The sequence below is a fragment of the Pseudomonas sp. S3_A09 genome (assembly GCF_054668065.1).
In genome coordinates this window covers 1,988,013-2,005,961 of record NZ_CP162752.1, presented here as the reverse complement: position 1 = coordinate 2,005,961, position 17,949 = coordinate 1,988,013, and the positions used below count along the sequence as shown (strand labels likewise).

General features: G+C 60.5%; 13 protein-coding genes and 1 tRNA gene. 2 read left to right on the top strand and 12 right to left on the bottom strand.

Features of this window, described 5'->3' with window-relative positions; translation table 11 throughout:
- Nucleotides 1–10 precede the first annotated feature (10 nt).
- From pqqB to AB4N92_RS09530, 7 genes are all read right to left on the bottom strand, one after another.
- Nucleotides 11–922 (bottom strand): pyrroloquinoline quinone biosynthesis protein PqqB, encoded by a 912-nt coding sequence (gene pqqB, locus AB4N92_RS09560; protein WP_010207003.1) that lies wholly within the window; start codon nt 920–922, stop codon nt 11–13.
- A gap of 66 nt (nt 923–988) precedes the next feature.
- Nucleotides 989–1,063 (bottom strand): pyrroloquinoline quinone precursor peptide PqqA, encoded by a 75-nt coding sequence (gene pqqA / locus AB4N92_RS09555; protein ID WP_003194766.1) that lies wholly within the window; start codon nt 1,061–1,063, stop codon nt 989–991.
- 159 nt (nt 1,064–1,222) lie between these two features.
- The gene (gene pqqF, locus AB4N92_RS09550) at nt 1,223–3,565 is read right to left on the bottom strand and encodes a pyrroloquinoline quinone biosynthesis protein PqqF (protein WP_236266833.1); all 2,343 of its coding nucleotides are present in this window, start codon (nt 3,563–3,565) and stop codon (nt 1,223–1,225) included.
- Between the two features lie 48 nt (nt 3,566–3,613).
- Nucleotides 3,614–4,408 (bottom strand): carbon-nitrogen hydrolase family protein, encoded by a 795-nt coding sequence (locus tag AB4N92_RS09545; RefSeq protein WP_010206999.1) that lies wholly within the window; start codon nt 4,406–4,408, stop codon nt 3,614–3,616.
- Between the two features lie 10 nt (nt 4,409–4,418).
- Nucleotides 4,419–6,101 carry a flavin monoamine oxidase family protein gene (locus AB4N92_RS09540; RefSeq protein ID WP_029529016.1) on the bottom strand — a complete coding sequence of 561 codons (1,683 nt, stop codon included), beginning with the start codon at nt 6,099–6,101 and terminating at the stop codon, nt 4,419–4,421.
- Nucleotides 6,102–6,268: 167 nt separating this feature from the next.
- Nucleotides 6,269–6,715: an Lrp/AsnC family transcriptional regulator gene (locus tag AB4N92_RS09535; protein WP_010206997.1), complete on the bottom strand. Its 447-nt coding sequence runs from the start codon at nt 6,713–6,715 to the stop codon at nt 6,269–6,271.
- Between the two features lie 40 nt (nt 6,716–6,755).
- Nucleotides 6,756–7,625: a LysR family transcriptional regulator gene (locus tag AB4N92_RS09530; RefSeq protein WP_010206996.1), complete on the bottom strand. Its 870-nt coding sequence runs from the start codon at nt 7,623–7,625 to the stop codon at nt 6,756–6,758.
- A 112-nt stretch (nt 7,626–7,737) separates the two neighbouring features.
- On the opposite strand from AB4N92_RS09530, the gene AB4N92_RS09525 reads away from it, so the two are divergent.
- Entirely contained in the window at nt 7,738–8,163 is a 426-nt protein-coding gene (locus AB4N92_RS09525; RefSeq protein WP_010206994.1) for a VOC family protein, read from the top strand.
- A 45-nt stretch (nt 8,164–8,208) separates the two neighbouring features.
- Here the strand turns inward: AB4N92_RS09525 and AB4N92_RS09520 are convergent.
- The 5 genes from AB4N92_RS09520 to rpsU all read right to left on the bottom strand — a co-directional run bounded on the left by AB4N92_RS09520 (nt 8,209) and on the right by rpsU (nt 16,719).
- Nucleotides 8,209–8,285 (bottom strand) — tRNA-Ile (locus tag AB4N92_RS09520).
- Nucleotides 8,286–8,301: 16 nt separating this feature from the next.
- The gene (locus tag AB4N92_RS09515; RefSeq protein ID WP_137205764.1) at nt 8,302–12,045 is read right to left on the bottom strand and encodes an EAL domain-containing protein; all 3,744 of its coding nucleotides are present in this window, start codon (nt 12,043–12,045) and stop codon (nt 8,302–8,304) included.
- Nucleotides 12,046–12,166: 121 nt separating this feature from the next.
- Nucleotides 12,167–14,017: an RNA polymerase sigma factor RpoD gene (rpoD, locus tag AB4N92_RS09510; protein ID WP_010206992.1), complete on the bottom strand. Its 1,851-nt coding sequence runs from the start codon at nt 14,015–14,017 to the stop codon at nt 12,167–12,169.
- A 67-nt stretch (nt 14,018–14,084) separates the two neighbouring features.
- Nucleotides 14,085–16,058, bottom strand: a complete 1,974-nt coding sequence (gene dnaG, locus AB4N92_RS09505) for a DNA primase (RefSeq protein WP_205518048.1) — start codon at nt 16,056–16,058, stop codon at nt 14,085–14,087.
- A gap of 445 nt (nt 16,059–16,503) precedes the next feature.
- A complete protein-coding gene (gene rpsU / locus AB4N92_RS09500) occupies nt 16,504–16,719 on the bottom strand; it encodes a 30S ribosomal protein S21 (protein WP_002551877.1) in 216 nt (71 codons plus the stop codon).
- Nucleotides 16,720–16,921: 202 nt separating this feature from the next.
- Between rpsU and tsaD the strand changes: the two genes are divergently transcribed.
- Nucleotides 16,922–17,947 carry a tRNA (adenosine(37)-N6)-threonylcarbamoyltransferase complex transferase subunit TsaD gene (tsaD, locus tag AB4N92_RS09495; protein WP_137205763.1) on the top strand — a complete coding sequence of 342 codons (1,026 nt, stop codon included), beginning with the start codon at nt 16,922–16,924 and terminating at the stop codon, nt 17,945–17,947.
- Nucleotides 17,948–17,949 lie beyond the last annotated feature (2 nt).

Here is a 17,949-nt window from a genome sequence, read left to right as displayed (position 1 = left end):
TCGATCGCTCCTACAGTTCAATGCTCATGCCGTCGTAAGCCACTTCGACATTGCGCCGCACCAGCTCCGCTCGCTCGGGGGAGTCTTCATCAAGGATCGGGTTGGTGTTGTTGATGTGAATAAGCACTTTGCGCTGTTTAGGCAATTGCTCCAGCACTTCCAGCATGCCGCCGGGGCCGTTCTGCGCCAGGTGGCCCATCTCGCGGCCGGTGCGGGTGCCGACGCCACGGCGCTGCATTTCGTCGTCATCCCACATTGTGCCGTCCACCAGCAGGCAGTCGCTGCCGGCCATGATCTCCAGCAACGGCGCGTCGACCTTGCCCAGCCCTGGCGCGTAGAACAGTTTGCCGCCGGTGCGCAGGTCTTCGACGATCAGGCCGATGTTGTCGCCGGGGTGCGGGTCGAAGCGGTGCGGCGAGTAGGGCGGCGCGGCACTGCGCAGTGGCAGCGGGGTGAAGCGCAGGTTCGGGCAGGCCGGGATGGTGAAGCTGGCGTCCAGCTCGATGCGGTTCCAGGCCAGGCCGCCGTTCCAGTGGGTGAGCATAGTGAACAGCGGGAAGCCGGTGCTCAGGTCTTCATGGACCATGTCGGTGCACCACACCTGGTGCGGGCAACCTTCACGCAGGCTCAGCAGGCCGGTGGTGTGGTCGATCTGGCTGTCCATCAGGATGATCGCGCTGATGCCGGTGTCGCGCAGGGCGCGGCCAGGTTGCATCGGTGCAAAGCCCTGGAGTTGCGCACGGATATCCGGCGAGGCATTGCACAGCACCCAGTTCACCCCATCGTCGGAGATCGCGATGGACGACTGGGTACGCGCCTGGGCCCGCAGGCTGCCATCACGAAAACCCGCGCAGTTCACGCAGTTGCAGTTCCACTGCGGGAAACCACCGCCGGCGGCGGAACCTAGAATCTGGACAAACATGGCAGCTCCATCAAGCTCAAAACAAAAACGCCCCGGGCGAACCGAGGCGTTGTATTACCCAGCGGGTTAACGGCTGGCGAAGTACATGGTGACTTCGAAACCGATGCGCAGATCAGTGTAAGCAGGTTTGGACCAGGTCATATTCTTACTCCTACGAAGGGATGGGACGTTTACTACCAAGTAATACATATAGTCCACCTCCAATCGGAGATGTTCAGATGTGTGCGTGGGAATGTTACGCAATTCTTTTCAAGTTAGCGCTGTCTTGATGGAAAAAGCCTTTTGCAGGGGCGGCAATGATCAGCCAGCCGCTTGCCAGGTAGCCGAGCTGCACGGGCCGTTGGCCACGCAGCGCCAGCCGCCTGTGGCGTCATTCAATTGCTGGGCGGCGAGCTGCAACGCTTCGCGGGTACAGGCTTGGATGTGGGATTGCAGTTGATCCAGATAACCCGACGGATGACCTGCCAGATGGGCGTGCCACAGCAGTTCGGCGGCTTGGGCGTTGGGCAGTGTCTGTGCTGAGAACTGCTGTGCCAGGGCCAGGTTGCCCAGGTCGTCGCTGCTATCGATCAGTGCCGGCAGTTGTTGGAGGAAGGCTTGCAGGTGATCAGCGATGCCCTCCAGGGACACGCGGGGGGATTGCACGCCGAATAGCAGGCCGGTCTGGCCGTTTATCTGTCGGATGCCGCTGAACACGGCGTAGCCGATTTGCAGCTCGACGCGCAGGCGCTGGTAGAACGGCCCTTGGACCAGATGGCCCAGCAGTCGCCATGCGGCTTCATCCGCCAGGGACTGGCTTGGCGCCTGGCAAAACAGCAGCAGTGCAGCTTCGTCCGAGTCGGTTTTTAGCGTGTGCCATAGGCGCTGACCGCTGAGGGAAGGACGTGCTTGATCAAGCCGCGCGGGTTGCCCTGGCAGCCGGGCCGCTGCGGTTTTGATCGCGGCTTCATGGGCGGCGGAAAAGCCCAGGCCCAGGCCTTGCCAACGTGCGGTGGCCCAGGCTGTCGATTCAGCGTTGTGACCGTTGCAGCAAGCGGGCAGCGCCTTGAGCAATTCACGGATGGCAATCATCTGTGGCAAGACGGGTTGAGCTTCCTGCGCTTGATTCAGGCTTTGCGCCAACCGGTCCAACACGGCTGGCATGGGCTCCTGCAGCCCGACCATCTTCACCAGCCCGTCCTGCCCCAGGTTTTCGAATGACAATTCGACGCCTGCCTGACGGGCATTCTCACGCAACGGCTGCAAAGCACTTTCAAGGCCGCAAGGCGCTGACCGCCATTGCAGATACAGCGCGCCTTCGTCGCCGTCGTCTGCCAATGCTTGACTGAATGTCAGCGCCGACACTTCCTTGCGGCCACGGGAACGATCCTGGGCAAAGGTGCGTAAGCCTCGGTGGGCGCTGGTCTGGCCGCGAATCAGGCCGGCGCGTTCTTCCTTGATCGGAGGGCGCAGGAATGGGTTGTTCGGTGGCAGTTGCCACGTGTGTCCGGAGGGCGGTAGGTGCAGTGAATCCAGTAGGGTCTTGAGGGCGGCCACACTCTGTTCCGAGAGATCCTGGCTGTGGTTTTTTGCCAATGCCAGGGCGCCTTGGACCTGCCGTTGCCGAGCGGCCAACAGTGCGAATTCTTCCCGCAGTGAAGTCCAGTCGCTGTGTGCGAAAAAGCTCAGCCAGTCGAGCAGCAATGCCTCTATTTGGCTAGCCGATTCGCCTCGGGTGGTGAAGTCGATATCCAGCACAGCCTGCCCAGCGTAGTCATAAAGCACTGACGCCTGCAGTGCACTGGCCAGTTGTCGCGTCTTCAGTTCAGCCAGCAATCCGCCGGGCGCCGAGGTGTTAAGCCAAGTGCAAAGAAACTCCAGCGCTGGCCGGGGCGCGTCGCAGGTAATGACGTGATGCAGGTGATGATTGGCGATGTGCTGATAGCCCCGCGCCTGGCCCGGCATCAATGCCGGTGGGGCGGATTGTGGGCGCAGAGGCCCAGAAGTCAGCTGTTCACTGAACGACTGTGCCAGGCCTTGCAGCGCCTCCAGTGATTGCGGGCCCGCCAGGCTCAAGGTCATCTGTCCGCTCTGATAGAACTGCGCGTGAAATTCGCGCAACGCCTGCTGAAATGCCTCACGTTCTACCGGCAAGCTGTCGCGGTTGCCTGCATGGAAACCCCGCAGTGGATGATCCGCCGCCAGTCCTTCAAGCAACGCGACCTGCTGCTGAGCCTTGGCATCCTGGGACCAGGCGACGAATTCCGCGTGCACTACCTCGCGCTCGCGCAATTGATCCTCCAGGGCCAGGCGCGGGTGGGTGAGCATGTCACCCAAGCGCTCCAACCCACCGGCAAATGTTGCAACCGGCAATTCAAAGAAAAAATCCGTGGTGCGCTCGCGGGTGCTGGCATTGACCTGACCGCCATGGCGTTGCACGTAGGCCATCAACCCTTCACTCGTGGGAAAGCGCTCTGTGCCGAGGAACAGCAAATGCTCCAGGAAATGCGCCAACCCCGGCCAAGCCAGTGGCACATCATGGCTGCCTGCCGCTACGCGCAAAACGGCGGCGCAACGTTTCAAACGCGGCGCATGCTGCAAGGCAACCTGCAGGCCATTGGCCAGGGTCAGTTGAAGGGGATGAGGGTGGGCCGGCGCAGGCATGGGCACTTCCGAAACGTAGAATGTGCCCATGTTAGCAAACCGACTGGATCAGGGCTTGTGCAGCGCCCCGTACAACTCGGGGCGACGGTCCTGCAAGTAGTGATTGGCGGCGCGGGCGTCGAGGATCGACTGGCGATCCAGCTCCCCGACGATCAAGGCTTCATCCAGACCCGCCTGGGCAATGCGCTGGCCATTCGGTGCGGCGATGCTGCTTTGCCCGCAGTACTGGATCTCGCCTTCACGCCCACAGTAATTGGCGTAGGCCACATAACACTGGTTTTCGAAGGCCCGCGCCCGCACGGTGACGTCGGCGACAAAGTCGAACGGCACCATGTTGGCGGTGGGCACCAGGATCAGTTCGGCACCGGCCAGGGCTAGGCGCCGGGTGTTTTCCGGGAACTCCAGGTCGTAACAGATCAGAAAACCAAGCGTCCAGCCGTTGAGCTCCACCAGAGGGAAATTATCCTCGCCGGCGCTGAACATCGAGTGGTCCAGGTCGCCAAACAGATGGGTCTTGCGGTAGTTGCACCGGCACTGGCCGTGGGCGTCGATCAACTGCACGGCGTTGTAGATCTGGCCATCCTCGGCCCGTTCCGGGTAACCGTACAGAATTGCCAGACCGGCGCTTTTGGCCAGTTCGGCAATCGCCTGTGCCGACGGCCCATCCTGCGCCTCGGCCAGCGCGCCAACGGCCTCGGCGCCGATGTTGTAGCCGGTGAGAAACATCTCCGGCAGCACCAGCACATCGGCACTGGAGGCCTCATGCGCCAAAGCGTGCAGGCGCTTGAGGTTGCCGCTTACATCCAGCGGCTGCGGTGGGCATTGGTACAGGGCGACGCGCATGTTCAACTCCTTAATCGGCCAGGGCGATCGGCCCGATTTCATCGAATACGTCACCCGGTCCTGGGTTCTCCGGGTGAGTGCTGCCACCGAAGTGGGTCATGATGCCCCACACCGCGTTCAGCGAGGTTTGCACGGCGCCTTCGACCCAGGCAGGCGTCCAGGACACATCATCACCGGCTATAAAGATCCCACGTTGCTCGGCGGGCATGTCCTTCTGCATGAAGTGTGCATACATGCGTTGGTTGTAGCGATAGTGGCCCGGCAGCGCGCCTTTGAAGGCACCGAGGAAATGCGGGTCGGCTTCCCATGACACGGTGATCGGGTCGCCGATGATGCGCGCCTTGATATCGACTTTCGGGTAGATCTTTTTCAGGGCGTCGAGGGCCAGTTTTACGCGCTTGTCGATGGGCTGCGGCAGCATTTTCAGGGCGTCGCTCATCCACGAGTACGACAGGCAGATCACACCCGGCTTGTCGTCGCCGTTATCGAACAGATACGTGCCACGGGTCAGGCGATCGGTGAGGGTCATGCTCATCAGGTCACGGCCGGTCTCCGGGTCTTTGTCTTTCCAGAACGGGCGGTCGACCATCACGAAGGTTTTCGACGATTGCATGTAGCGCGTGCGGTCCAGGGCCATCCACATCTTTTGCGAGAACAGGGTTTCGTCGCATTCGATCTGGGTGGTCAGCAGCCAGCTTTGGCAGGTGGTCAGTACAGCAGCGTATTCGCGAGTGTCGCCATAGTTGTCGGTGACGGCGAAACGACCATCCGCGGCATGAGCAATGCGTTTCACCCCTGCCCTTGGCGCACCGCGGTGCAGCGAACTCAGGCTGGTGCCCGCCGGCCAGTGGGCGCAACGCTCCGGTACATGGCGCCAGATGCCCATCGGCACCTGTGCCACGCCGCCGACCACCAGGTGTTGGTGGTCATCGCAGTTGGTCATTACCACGCGGAAGATTTCCAGCATCGAGTTGGGGAAGTCCGAGTCCCAGCCGCCGGTGCCAAAGCCGACCTGGCCGAACACTTCGCGGTGATGGAAGGACAACTTGGCGAAGGCCTTGGAGGTGGCGACAAAGTCGTAGAAGGTGCGGTCATCCCACAGTGGCACCAGCTTGTTCCACAGCTCCTTGAGGCGCGGCACGTCGCGGTCGCGGATGGCTTGCTGGATATCGCCGAACTGCGAACCCGCTTCCAGGGCGTCGGCCCAGGCGTCCGCCACTTCCTGGAACAGGACCGGCAAGTCGGAGAGTTTTTGCGCGTAGTGGGTCTGGCCTTCAAGGTCAATGACCGTACTGCCGGACGCCGGCGTCAGTGGGTTGGGGAAGGGTTTGGTTTCCAGCCCCAGCTTGTCGACATAGTGATAGAACGCGGTGGACGACACCGGAAAGCGCATGCCACCCAGCTCGGCGATGATGCCTTCGGCCCCTTCGAAGGCTTGGGAGCGCAGGCGGCCGCCCATTTTAGAGGCTTCGTACACCACCGGCTTGAGGCCCAGTTTCATCAGCTCGTAGGCGGCCACCAGGCCCGCGATCCCGGCGCCGACAATCGCCACTTCGGCACCGTGGTTGGCGGTGGGGATGCTGCCCAGGCCTGCGGGGTGTTCGATCCAGTCATCAAAGGCAAACGGAAAGTCCGGACCGAAGATGGTGATGGGTTTCTTGCCGTCGGCGGGGTGGCGATTGGTCTTGCTGATGGTGCTGGACGGAATGCTCATGGCTGACCCTTACTGGCGACCTGGCGGGCGTGACCCGCTGAGTATAGGAAAAGATGGCAGCCAGTTTAGGGAGCGTGGCGTTCGTTAATAAGGCGCAAAGTGTCGTCGGATTGATCTGTTTTTAGTCAGAATGACGAACCTGTTGATCAGATTGGCTGTCCGCGATCCAATTTGTTACTGAGGATGATCGACGTTGTGGTTTTCTCCACCCCATCCACACTGCCGATCTGGTCCAGCAATTGGTCCAACTGCTCGGGCGAATCCGTGCGCAGCCAAGCGACGTAATCGAACTCACCACTCACCGCGCACAACTGTTGCACCTGGGCCATCGCACTCAACCTACGCAGCACTTCCTTGCCCGAGCGCGCTTGCACGGTGATCCCGACGTAAGCCTGCAAACCACCATCGACGACACGCTGCCCGAGGCGCACGCCATAACCGGTGATCACCTGGGTTTTCTCCAGGCGTGCCAGGCGCGACGTCACCGTGGTGCGTGCGATGCCCAACTGCCGGGCGAGCATGGCCACACTTTCGCGGGCGTTGATCTGCAGGGCGGCGATCAGTTGGCGATCAATTTCGTCTAGGGCGGGCAAGGCGAGGGCTCCGATACGGGGGGGGCAATGTGCTGGCATCTTACAGGCTGGCGTCGGCGAGGAGGCAGCGGGTAAACAGTTGCGGCACGGGGAGATGCTGTTGGCTGTGGCGACTGAGCAGGATGATTTCGCGGTAAAACGTCAGGCCGCCCAATGGGATGATTCGCACCTTGGGCGAGCGCTCCAGCCACAACCCCGCCTGAGGAATCAACGACACGCCCAGGCCACACTCGACCATCTTGACGATGGCTTCCAGCTCATCCAACTCCAGCGCCATCTGTACATCCAGCTTCTGTTCACGCAGGAAGCGGCTGACCAACCGTCCGCCAAACGAAGCACGGTCGTAACGTACATGGGGCTGTGTCGCGAGCACGTGCAAAGGGTCATCGCCCGTCAGCGCATGAGGCACGACCAGTACAAACGGCTCCTTGCGCAGGACCTGTACGTGCAACTCCTTGGGCAAATCAAAGGGCGGACGAATGATGATGGCCGAATCCAATTCGCCGGCGTCCACCCGACTCAACAGCTCCAGGGACACACCGGGTATCAGTTTGCACTCCACCGTCGGCGCCGCCTGGCGCAAACGCACCAGTGCCTGGGGCAGCAGACCGGTTTGCGCGGTGGTGATGGCGCCCACTTTCAGCTCGCCTCGGTACTCGTTGGCACCCACCGGCACGGCCATGCGATTGAAGGTTTCCAGGATCTCCCTGGCCAACGGCAAGGCGCGCAAACCGGCCGCATTCAACGTGGCCTGGCGCCCGGTACGGTCGAACAACTGCACGCCGAGCGTCTGTTCCAGTTGACGAATCTGCGCACTGACCGCCGACTGCGTCAGCCCGATATGCATGCCTGCCGCCGCGAACGTGCCGTGACGGGTTACCGCAATAAAGGTCTTCAATTCGCGCAACATGGGCGTCTCGATTGATCAAAATAATTTGAGCTCGGCGCAAAAACTATCGTCTTTTCATCGTCAGGAGCAAGGCTAAACTCGGGGCACTTAATACCCACAGAGGTTTGACCTGATGACACTCGCACCTTTTCACCTGGCAATTCCGGTCTATGACCTCGCCGCTGCGCGGCATTTCTACGGTCAAGTCTTTGGCCTTGAAGAGGGGCGTTCCAGCGAACACTGGGTCGACTTCAACTTCTTCGGGCATCAGTTGGTCATTCACGAACACCCGAAAACCGCCTCACAGGAATCCGCCCACACCAACGCAGTCGACGGCCACAACGTGCCCGTGCCGCATTTCGGCGTGGTACTGGGCTGGGAAGAGTGGCAGGCGTTGGCGGAGCGCCTGCAGGCGCAGCAAACCCGGTTCGTGCTGGAACCGCACATTCGTTTCAAGGGCCAAGTGGGGGAGCAGGCGACGTTGTTTCTGTTTGACCCCTGCGGGAACGCACTGGAGTTCAAGGCATTCAGGGATATCGGGCAGTTGTTTGCGAAGTGAGGCTGCCAGACACACAAAAGCCGCGCAATGCGCGGCTTTCTTGTTTGGTGGGCCCACACGGACTTGAACCGTGGACCAAAGGATTATGAGTCCTCTGCTCTGACCAACTGAGCTATAGGCCCTGTAACAGGTCGCGGATTATAACGATGGTTTCTCCGCTGTGCCATCCGAAAAGTCCTCAATCCTCATACGAAGAAACGTCGCGGCAAAAAGCGCCGGCGGTAGCGGCAGGCTGACGATGTAGCCTTGCATCTGTTCGCAGCCTTCGGCAGCCAGGAAGGCTTGCTGTGCGGGGTTCTCCACGCCTTCGGCGATGATGGTGAATTGCATGCTGTGGCCCAAGGCGATGATGGCGCGCACGATGGCGGCGTCGTGGGGGTCGTCGGGCAGGCCGCGGACGAAGGATTGGTCGATCTTGAGGAAGTCCAGCGGCAGGCGTTTGAGGTAGCTGAGGGATGAATAGCCGGTGCCAAAGTCGTCAATGGCGAGCTGTACGCCGAGGTCTTTGAGCTGGTGCAGGACATCCAGCGCTTCTTCGGCCTGGCTCATGATGAAGTTTTCGGTGATTTCCAGTTGCAGGCGGCCGGGATCGAGCTGGTAGTCATGCAGCAGCTGTTTGATACGGCCCAATAAGCCGGGGTGGCGCAATTGTGCGCCGGCCAGGTTGACCGACAGCGGGCCGAAATCGTCGAAGTGGCCTTGCCAGGCGTGCATTTGCCGGCAGGCCTGTTCCAGCACCCAGTCGCCAATCTGCAGGATCATGCCATTCTCTTCGGCGAGGGCAATAAAGTGTTCGGGCGGTACGTCGCCAAACGTGGGGTGATGCCAGCGGATCAGCGCTTCGGCACCGATCAGTTCATGGGTCGCGAGGCTCAGTTTGGGCTGGTAGTAGAGGCTCAGCTCATCGCGCTCGATGGCGCGGCGCAGTTCGTGTTCGAGTGCCACGCGTTCGTTGGCCTGGGCGGTGAGGTCGCGAGTATAGCTTTCAACCCGGTTGCGCCCCTTGGCCTTGGAGCGGTACATCGCGGCGTCGGCGTTCTTGACCAGCGTGGCGACGTCGGTGCCGTCCTCCGGGTATAGGCTGGTGCCGATGCTCGCGCTGATAAAGAACTCATGCTCACCCGCCTGGAACGGTGGTGTGAAGCAGGCCAGCAGTTTGTTGGCCAGGTACTGGGCGTCGCTGGCGTGCTGCAAGCCGGGGAGCAGGATGATGAACTCGTCGCCGCCCAGGCGGGCGACGGTGTCGATGTCTCGCAACTGCTCCTTGAGGCGCACGGCGATGTCTTTGAGCAGCAGGTCGCCGATCGGGTGGCCGAGGCTGTCGTTGATGTGTTTGAAGCGGTCCAGGTCGAGAAACAGTACGGCGCCTTGTTGACCGGTTTCCTGATGGCCGTTGAGGGCCGCTTGCAGCCGGCTTTCGAAGAGTGTGCGGTTGGGCAGGCCGGTCAAGGGGTCGTGATGCGCCTGGTAGTCGAGGCGCGCCTGGGCAAGTTTGAGGCTGGAGATGTCGGCAAACACCGCGACGAAGTGTGTGATCAACTGCTCGCGGTTGCGCACGGCGCTGATGGTCAGCCAACTGGGGTAAAGCTCACCGTTCTTGCGACGGTTGGAGATCTCGCCCTGCCAGTGCCCTTGGGCGGTCAATTGGTGCCACATCGCCGCATAAAATGCGCTGTCATGCAGCCCGGAAGCGAGTAAGCGGGGGGTGTTGCCGAGGGCTTCGGCCTCGCTGTAGCCGGTGATTTCACTGAAGGCACGGTTGACGGCACTGATGTTCTGCCGGGTGTCGGTGATCAATACACCTTCGGCCGTGCTCTCGAACACGGTGGCAGCTTGTTGCAGTTTTTCCTGCATCAGTTGGCGTTCGGTGATGTCTCGCGCGATGGTCAGCATGCAATCGTCGTCGCCGATAGGCAGCGGGCGGCTGGATAACTCGCACAGGCGGATCTGGCCATCGCTGCGGCGTATATGGCAGATGAAGTCGCGCACAAAGCCATCGCGCTGCATCAGCTCCAGCATGTGTTTGCGTTCGTTGAGGTCGACCCAGATGCCCAGGTCCAAGGTCGATTGGTCGAGGGACGTGGCGCTGGTGAAACCAGTGATTCGGCTGAAACCGTCGTTCACTTCAATCAGCAGACCATCGCGCTGTCGGCTCAGCAGCAAACCGTCAGGGGAGGCGTGAAAGGCCTTGGCGAATTTCTCTTCGGAGGTCTGCAGTTGTTGCTGGGTTTCCTTGAGCTGGGTGATGTCGCGCACCACCACCACAATGGCTTCAATGGTGTCGAGTTGAAACGGTTCGGCGGAGATCAACCCGGTGAAGGCTTGGCCATTGCTGCGCAGAAAGGGCATTTCCAGGTTGCGAATGCTGGTGGTCTGCACCCGTTGCAGCAGGTCCGGCCCCACGCCCTGAATGCCCCAGATATTCAGTTCGGTGGCGGTTTTACCCACCACGTGTTCGGCCTTCAGGCCTATTTGGTCTTCGAATGCCTTGTTGACCTCCAGCAGGCAGCCATCGGAGAGACGAGCAATCACCAACATGTCCGGGCATTGCTGGAACACCGAGGCGAATTTCTGCTCGGACAGCTGCAAGGCTTCCTCGGTGCGCTTGGCCTCGCTGATATCGATCATCAGGCCGCGCAGTACCGGCTCATGCCCGTGTTCTATCAGGCTGACGATGTCACGCACCCACAGGCAACGGCCGTCGGCGGTGATCACGCGGTAATCGATGCTGTGATCGCGGTTAGCGCGGGTTTCACGGTAGCAATAGGCTTCGGCGCGCGTCAGGTCAGCGGGGTGAATGATGTTGCGCCAGAAGCCCGGAATCAGCCAGTGTGCGCGGGGATAACCGAGTAATTCCTCGGCATGCGGTGACACGTAGCTGTAGGTGAAGTCGGTGACACTGGCTTCCCAGGCGATGGCGGACAGGCTCTCCACCAGGCCGCGATAGTGGTATTCGCTGCTGCGCAGTTCCTGTTCGAGGGCGACGCGGCGGGCAATTTCCGAACTGAGCCGGCGATTGATCCGGATCACCACGGCCAATACGGTGCTCAATAACAGCACGGCGGGCAGGCCATAGATCAGCAGGTCCTTCCAGAACGTGCGATGGTCGGTAACGCTGCCGACCCAATGTTGCTGGATCGCGTCGGTTTCTTCCGGGCTGAGGTCAGCCAGCACCTTGTCGAGGATGCCCACGAGCATTTTGTTGTCGCGCGGTACGCCCATCGCCAATTGGTAACGGTAGGGGGTTTCGCCGCTGACGTACAAGCCGTCGAGCTTGAGTTGGCGAAGGCTCCAGACGCTTGAGGCGAGGTCGCCGACCACCGCATCCACTTCATCGGTGGCCAGGGCCTGCAGCGTCGAGCTGACGTTCGGCATGGCCACCAGGTTGAGGTCGGGATGATGGGTGCGCAGCAGTTCATGAGGGGCGTAGTTTTCTACCACGGCAATCTTCAAGCCGTAGAGGTCCTTCAGGGTGCGCGGTTTGGCGCCGCCTTCATGGGCCAGGATGACGATGGGGAAGTCCAGGTACGGGCGAGTGAATGCCATGTAGCCCTGGCGCTCGGGTGTGGACATGATGCCGGGCAGCAGGTCGAGCTGGTTGTTGCGGGCCTGCTCCAGCACGGCGCTCCAGTTCTCCGGCTCGATCAGCTTGACGCGCACGCCCAGGCGGTCCTGGATCAGGCGCACGTAGTCGGCCGCCAAACCTTGGTAGCGGCCCTCGTCGTCACGGTATTCAAAGGGTGGCCACGACGCATCCACCCCCAAGCGCAACTCCTGATGGTCCGCCAGCCAGCCACGCTCATCATCGCTAAGAGTCAACGCGCCAGCCGTTGCGGTCCAGGTCAGCAGCGACAGCAGTAACACGGCCGGCAGTCTGGGCATAACGGTCTCGTTATGGCACGGGGAATATTTCGAGTGTAGACGGGCATTGCGAGGGAGGGGTGTTGCTTGGGATTTTATCTGTAGAAAGCAAAACCCCCGGCCTGGGCCGGGGGTTCTGGTATCACTCGTCGAGGAAGGAGCGCAGATGCTCGCTTCGCGTCGGGTGGCGCAACTTGCGCAACGCCTTGGCTTCGATCTGACGGATCCGCTCACGCGTCACGTCAAACTGCTTACCGACTTCCTCAAGGGTGTGGTCGGTATTCATGTCGATGCCGAAACGCATGCGCAGTACCTTGGCTTCACGGGCAGTGAGGCCGGACAGTACGTCGCGAGTCGCTTCTTTCAAGCTCTCAACGGTGGCGACATCGATTGGCGACTGCATGGTCGAGTCTTCGATGAAGTCACCCAGATGGGAGTCTTCGTCATCACCAATCGGGGTTTCCATGGAGATCGGCTCTTTAGCGATCTTCAACACCTTGCGGATTTTATCCTCAGGCATTTCCATGCGTTCGCCCAGCTCTTCCGGGGTCGGTTCGCGACCCATTTCCTGCAACATCTGCCGGGAAATACGGTTGAGCTTGTTGATCGTCTCGATCATGTGCACCGGAATACGGATGGTGCGGGCCTGGTCGGCGATCGAGCGAGTGATCGCCTGACGGATCCACCAGGTGGCATAAGTCGAGAACTTGTAGCCGCGACGGTATTCGAACTTGTCCACAGCCTTCATCAAGCCGATGTTGCCTTCCTGGATCAGGTCGAGGAATTGCAGGCCACGGTTGGTGTACTTCTTGGCGATGGAGATCACCAGACGCAAGTTCGCTTCAACCATCTCTTTCTTCGCGCGGCGGGCCTTGGCCTCACCGATCGACATGCGACGGTTGATGTCCTTGATCTCGGCAATCGTCAGACCGGTTTCGGTCTCAAGCGCGGTCAGCTTCTGCTGGCAACGGATGATGTCCGGTTGCAGGCGACCAATGGCTTCAGCGTATTTCGCCTTGCCCTTGGCCAGTGCGTCGGTCCAGCTTTCATCTACTTCGTTGCCCGGGAACTGGCGCAGGAAGTCGGCACGCGGCATACGGGCATCACGCACACACAGCTGCATGATTGCGCGTTCTTGGGCACGCAGACGCTCCAGGGCGCTGCGGACACGCTCAACCAGGCCTTCGAATTGCTTCGGCACCAGCTTGATCGGCATGAACAGCTCAGCCAGGGCCACCAGCTCGGCAATCGCCTGCTTGTTGGCGCGACCGTGCTTTTTCAGGGCCTTGCGGGTGATTTCCATTTGATCGGAAACCGCACCGAAACGCTGGGCAGCGATGATCGGGTCTGGACCGCTTTCAACTTCATCTTCGTCGTCGCCGCTGGCTTCAGCGTCGTCGTCTTCGGTGTCGTCGTCCGCTTTCGCAGCCTTGGCATCAACAGGCGGCGGCACTTCGGCGGCAGGCGGCGCGATGCCGTCGTCCGGATCGATGTAGCCACTCAGGACGTCAGACAGGCGGCCACCTTCGGTGGTGACGCGGGTGTACTCGGAGAGAATGTGGTCAACCGTGCCAGGGAAGTGCGCAATTGCGCCCATCACTTCACGGATACCCTCTTCGATACGCTTGGCGATTTCGATTTCGCCTTCGCGTGTCAGCAGCTCGACGGTACCCATTTCACGCATATACATGCGCACAGGGTCGGTGGTACGACCGATATCGGTCTCCACAGCGGCCAGCGCGGCAGCAGCTTCTTCAGCGGCAGCCTCGTCGGTATCGGCGTCCGCCAGCATAAGGGAATCCTTATCTGGCGCAGCTTCGAATACGTTGATCCCCATGTCGTTAATCATGCGGATGATGTCTTCCACCTGCTCTGGATCTGAAATATCCTCAGGCAGGTGGTCGTTGACCTCCGCGTAAGTCAGGTAACCCTGCTCACGACCGAGAACGATCAACTCTTTGATACGAGACTGCTGTTGCGCTTTTCCGGACATAACACCCTATCCACTGAAGGTCTTGGCGGGCAAAAAACAAGCCGAGGATTATACCCGAGCTATGACCTCACACGCCAGCTGAGGTCGGGTTTGATGCGGAAACATTCTGTTTTAAGAGGTCGCGCATCTGTTTTGCTATCTGAATTTGCTCTTCAGCCGATAATCCCGGCTGCCTTGCTTTCTTGATCAGTTCATCGAGGGTCTGCGTATGCTGGCCCGCGGATAACCTAGTAATGGTGTCTAAAAACTGTTGTTCAAGGTTATCGCCGTCAATTAGCCACTCCTTTTCCGCAAGGGCTTTCAACAGTCGGCCCTGTTCGGTGCCGTGCCAGCGCGCCATCAACTGAATTGAGTTTAGCTTAGGATTTTTCTGTACCGCCTCGATCAAGGCGATCAGTACCTGGGCGTAAGTGTTGCTCGCGTTGGCAAAGTGATCGGCGCTCTCGACCTTTTCCGCCAGTTGCGGATGGTGGATGAGCGTGCGCAGGGCAATGAGCGTTGGCGCTTCTACGGCGACAGGCGTCCGCGGGGCATACGCCTCATCGCGATCACCGCGCTTGCCGTTCTTGCTCCAGGGTTTCTTTTCCCATTTCTTGCCGTCGTTGCCGGACTTTTTCGGTGTCCACTCCTGCTGGGGGGCGTAGGCCTCCTGAGGTTGATGGAAGTCGGAATAGTCCGGCATGGCGTCGTAATCCATGCCTGGGTCATAGGCCGGTGGCGGCGCATCATGCGGCGTGTTGTGCACCAGCTGGCTGACGGCTTCGCCGCTTAACCCGGTGATTTCCTGCAGGCGCATGCGCATCAATGACTTCAGGTTGGCGCCGGGGACTTTGTCGATCAGCGGCGCCGCAAGGGTGGCCATGTGGGCCTTGCCTTCGAGGGAGCGTGGGTCGGCTTCTTCGGTCAGTTGCTGGAAGAAGTAGTCCGCCAGTGGCTGTGCATGCTGGTTGATGCGCGCGCGGAACGCGTCGGTGCCTTCGGAGCGCACCAGGGTGTCCGGGTCTTCGCCTTCGGGCAGGAACAGGAAGCGTGCGCGACGCCCGTCCTGCAGGCTCGACAGCGTGGCTTCGAGTGCGCGCCAGGCTGCATTGCGGCCGGCCTGGTCGCCGTCGAAGCAGAACAACACGCTGGGCACCACGCGAAACAGGCGTTTCATGTGTTCTTCGCTGGTGGCGGTGCCCAGGGTGGCGACCGCGTTGCGCAAGCCTTGTTGGGCGAGCGCGATGACGTCCATATAACCTTCAACCACGATAATCTCATCGAGGTTGCGGTTGTGCTTGCGCGCTTCGAACAGGCCATAGAGTTCCTGGCCCTTATGAAAAACCGGGGTTTCCGGGGAGTTCAGGTACTTGGGCTTGTCGTCCCCCAGCACGCGGCCACCAAAGGCGATGATCCGACCCCGGCTGTCGCGGATCGGGAACATGACGCGATCGCGGAAGCGGTCATAGCGTTTGCCGGTCTCGGCGTTCTCCACCAGCAGGCCGGCGTCGATCATGGCCTTTTGTTGGAGAGTGTCGCTGCTCAAGTGCTTGTACAGGTTGTCCCAGCCGGGCGGCGCGAACCCCAGGCCGAAGTCGCGGGCGATCTCACCCGTGAGGCCGCGACCTTTCAGGTAGTCGACGGCGGCCTTGCGCTGCGGATGGCTTTTAAGCGCCTGACGGTAAAAGTCGGCAGCGGCCGTCAGCAGCGGGTACAGCGGCGAATCGGTGGGTTGGCGCGGCTTGTGCGGACGGCTGCTTTCCTCGCGTGGGACTTCCATGCCAGCGGCTTTGGCCAGGTCCTCGATAGCCTGGGGGAAGTCCAGGTTGTCGTGGTCCATGAGAAAACCCAAGGCGTTGCCGCCTGCGCCGCAGCCGAAGCAGTAATAGAACTGCTTGTCGGGGCTGACACTGAACGACGGGGTCTTCTCTTTATGGAACGGGCAGCAGGCGGTGTAGTTCTTGCCAGCTTTTTTCAGTTGCACGCGCGAGCTGACAACATCGACGATGTCGGTGCGGTTCAGAAGGTCGTCAATAAAGCTCTGGGGAATCAGCCCGGCCATGGCGTTCTCGTCATCACTGCGTGTCAATGAGGGCCCATTGATTGTTCAAGCGCACGCATTGCGCGGCTCGATCATCAGGTGTCTGCTTGGGCATTCAGGAAGTGTATCTGCCGTTCATTCACTGACGTTAGTTTCAATCAGGTTTTTGGCATGGAAATGTTGCCCCGGCATCCGGTCTTGGCCAATGGCGGCCTCGGAAGCTCATTGTCGGGCACAGTCGATACAGTTGATCGTCTGCTTGAAAAATAAGTGTGCTCGTCAGTAGCCTTGATAGGCTCGTCAGAAGAGACGTGCACCGCTGGCAAAAGAGCCAGTCCTGACGTGTGAAGCAGTTGTATCGGTCGCGTGTGCGACGTCAACAGTGAAGCATCAAGCGATATCCGCAAATGCCATTAGCCCGGCTGAGGGCCGGGCTTGGCAGAAGCTTGCTACGAACGTCTGTGTATTAGTACAGACGAACGGCGCGGCGCTGTTCGCGCTGAACTTTCTTGGCGTGACGCTTAACAGCGGCTGCTGCTTTACGCTTACGCTCAGAAGTTGGCTTCTCGTAAAATTCGCGGCTACGAACTTCAGCCAGTACACCGGCTTTTTCGCAGGAGCGCTTGAAACGACGCAGAGCTACGTCGAAGGGTTCGTTCTCTTTAACTTTGACGGCTGGCATCCAGAGCTACCTTCTTTCATTACCGGGATCAACGTTCTCGTCGCAAAAAATTCGCGGCTGAGGTCGTCGGTTTTTAAGGGTTGCGGATGTTAACCCCTCATTGCCCGGAATGCAAAGCCTCTGATCGAAAACCGCTAGTCGGGAGGGGGAGTGGCGACTATTATGCGCGCCTTCGAATTCAGCCTCTACAAGGCGCAAACCCATGCTAGTACTGGGACTTGAAACCTCCTGCGACGAAACCGGTGTCGCACTTTACGACAGTGAACGCGGGCTCTTGGCCGATGCGCTGTTCAGTCAGATCGACCTGCACCGCGCCTACGGTGGCGTGGTGCCGGAGCTGGCCAGCCGTGATCACGTCAAACGCATGCTACCCCTGATCCGTCAGGTGTTGGATGAGGCCGGCTGCGTGCCGACCGAGATCGACGCCATCGCCTACACCGCTGGCCCCGGATTGGTCGGAGCCCTGCTGGTTGGGGCCTCTTGCGCCCAGGCGCTGGCGTTTGCCTGGGGCATTCCAGCCCTCGGCGTGCACCATATGGAAGGCCATTTATTGGCGCCGATGCTGGAAAAAACACCGCCAGAGTTCCCGTTCGTCGCATTGTTGGTTTCCGGTGGTCATACGCAGTTGGTTCAGGTGGACGGAATCGGCCAATACACCCTTTTGGGTGAATCCCTGGACGACGCTGCCGGTGAAGCCTTCGACAAGACCGCGAAGATGATGGGCCTCAATTATCCCGGTGGCCCGGAAATCGCCCGTCTCGCCGAAAAAGGCGTTGCCGGTCGCTACACCTTCCCGCGGCCGATGTGCGATCGCCCGGGCCTGATGTTCAGCTTCAGCGGCTTGAAAACCTCTGCGCTGAACGCCTGGCAGCAAAGCGTCAGCGCCGGAGACGACAGTGAGCAAGCCCGTTGCGACATCGCTCTGGCGTTCCAGCAGGCCGTGGTGGAGACTTTGACCATCAAGTGCAAGCGCGCTCTGAAACAGGCGGGCATGAAGCGCCTGGTGATCGCAGGCGGCGTCAGCGCCAACAAGGCCTTGCGCAGTTCGCTGGAAAAAATGCTCGGCGACATGAAGGGCGACGTGTTCTACGCGCGCCCCGAGTTCTGCACCGACAACGGCGCGATGATCGCCTATGCCGGTTGCCAGCGCTTGCAGGCGGGGCAGCACGAAAGCCTGGCTATCAGCGTGCAGGCGCGCTGGCCGATGGAGCAGTTGTCGCCGCTGTAACG

Bases quoted from the DNA above. Each gene is read 5' to 3' on its own strand.
- pqqB (WP_010207003.1), bottom strand. From the start codon at position 922: ATGTTTGTCCAGATTCTAGGTTCCGCCGCCGGCGGTGGTTTCCCGCAG.
- pqqF (WP_236266833.1), bottom strand. From the start codon at position 3,565: ATGCCTGCGCCGGCCCACCCTCATCCCCTTCAACTGACCCTGGCCAAT.
- AB4N92_RS09545 (WP_010206999.1), bottom strand. From the start codon at position 4,408: ATGCGCGTCGCCCTGTACCAATGCCCACCGCAGCCGCTGGATGTAAGC.
- AB4N92_RS09530 (WP_010206996.1), bottom strand. From the start codon at position 7,625: ATGTTGCGCGAATTGAAGACCTTTATTGCGGTAACCCGTCACGGCACG.
- AB4N92_RS09525 (WP_010206994.1), top strand. From the start codon at position 7,738: ATGACACTCGCACCTTTTCACCTGGCAATTCCGGTCTATGACCTCGCC.
- AB4N92_RS09515 (WP_137205764.1), bottom strand. From the start codon at position 12,045: ATGCCCAGACTGCCGGCCGTGTTACTGCTGTCGCTGCTGACCTGGACC.
- rpoD (WP_010206992.1), bottom strand. From the start codon at position 14,017: ATGTCCGGAAAAGCGCAACAGCAGTCTCGTATCAAAGAGTTGATCGTT.
- dnaG (WP_205518048.1), bottom strand. From the start codon at position 16,058: ATGGCCGGGCTGATTCCCCAGAGCTTTATTGACGACCTTCTGAACCGC.
- rpsU (WP_002551877.1), bottom strand. From the start codon at position 16,719: ATGCCAGCCGTCAAAGTTAAAGAGAACGAACCCTTCGACGTAGCTCTG.
- tsaD (WP_137205763.1), top strand. From the start codon at position 16,922: ATGCTAGTACTGGGACTTGAAACCTCCTGCGACGAAACCGGTGTCGCA.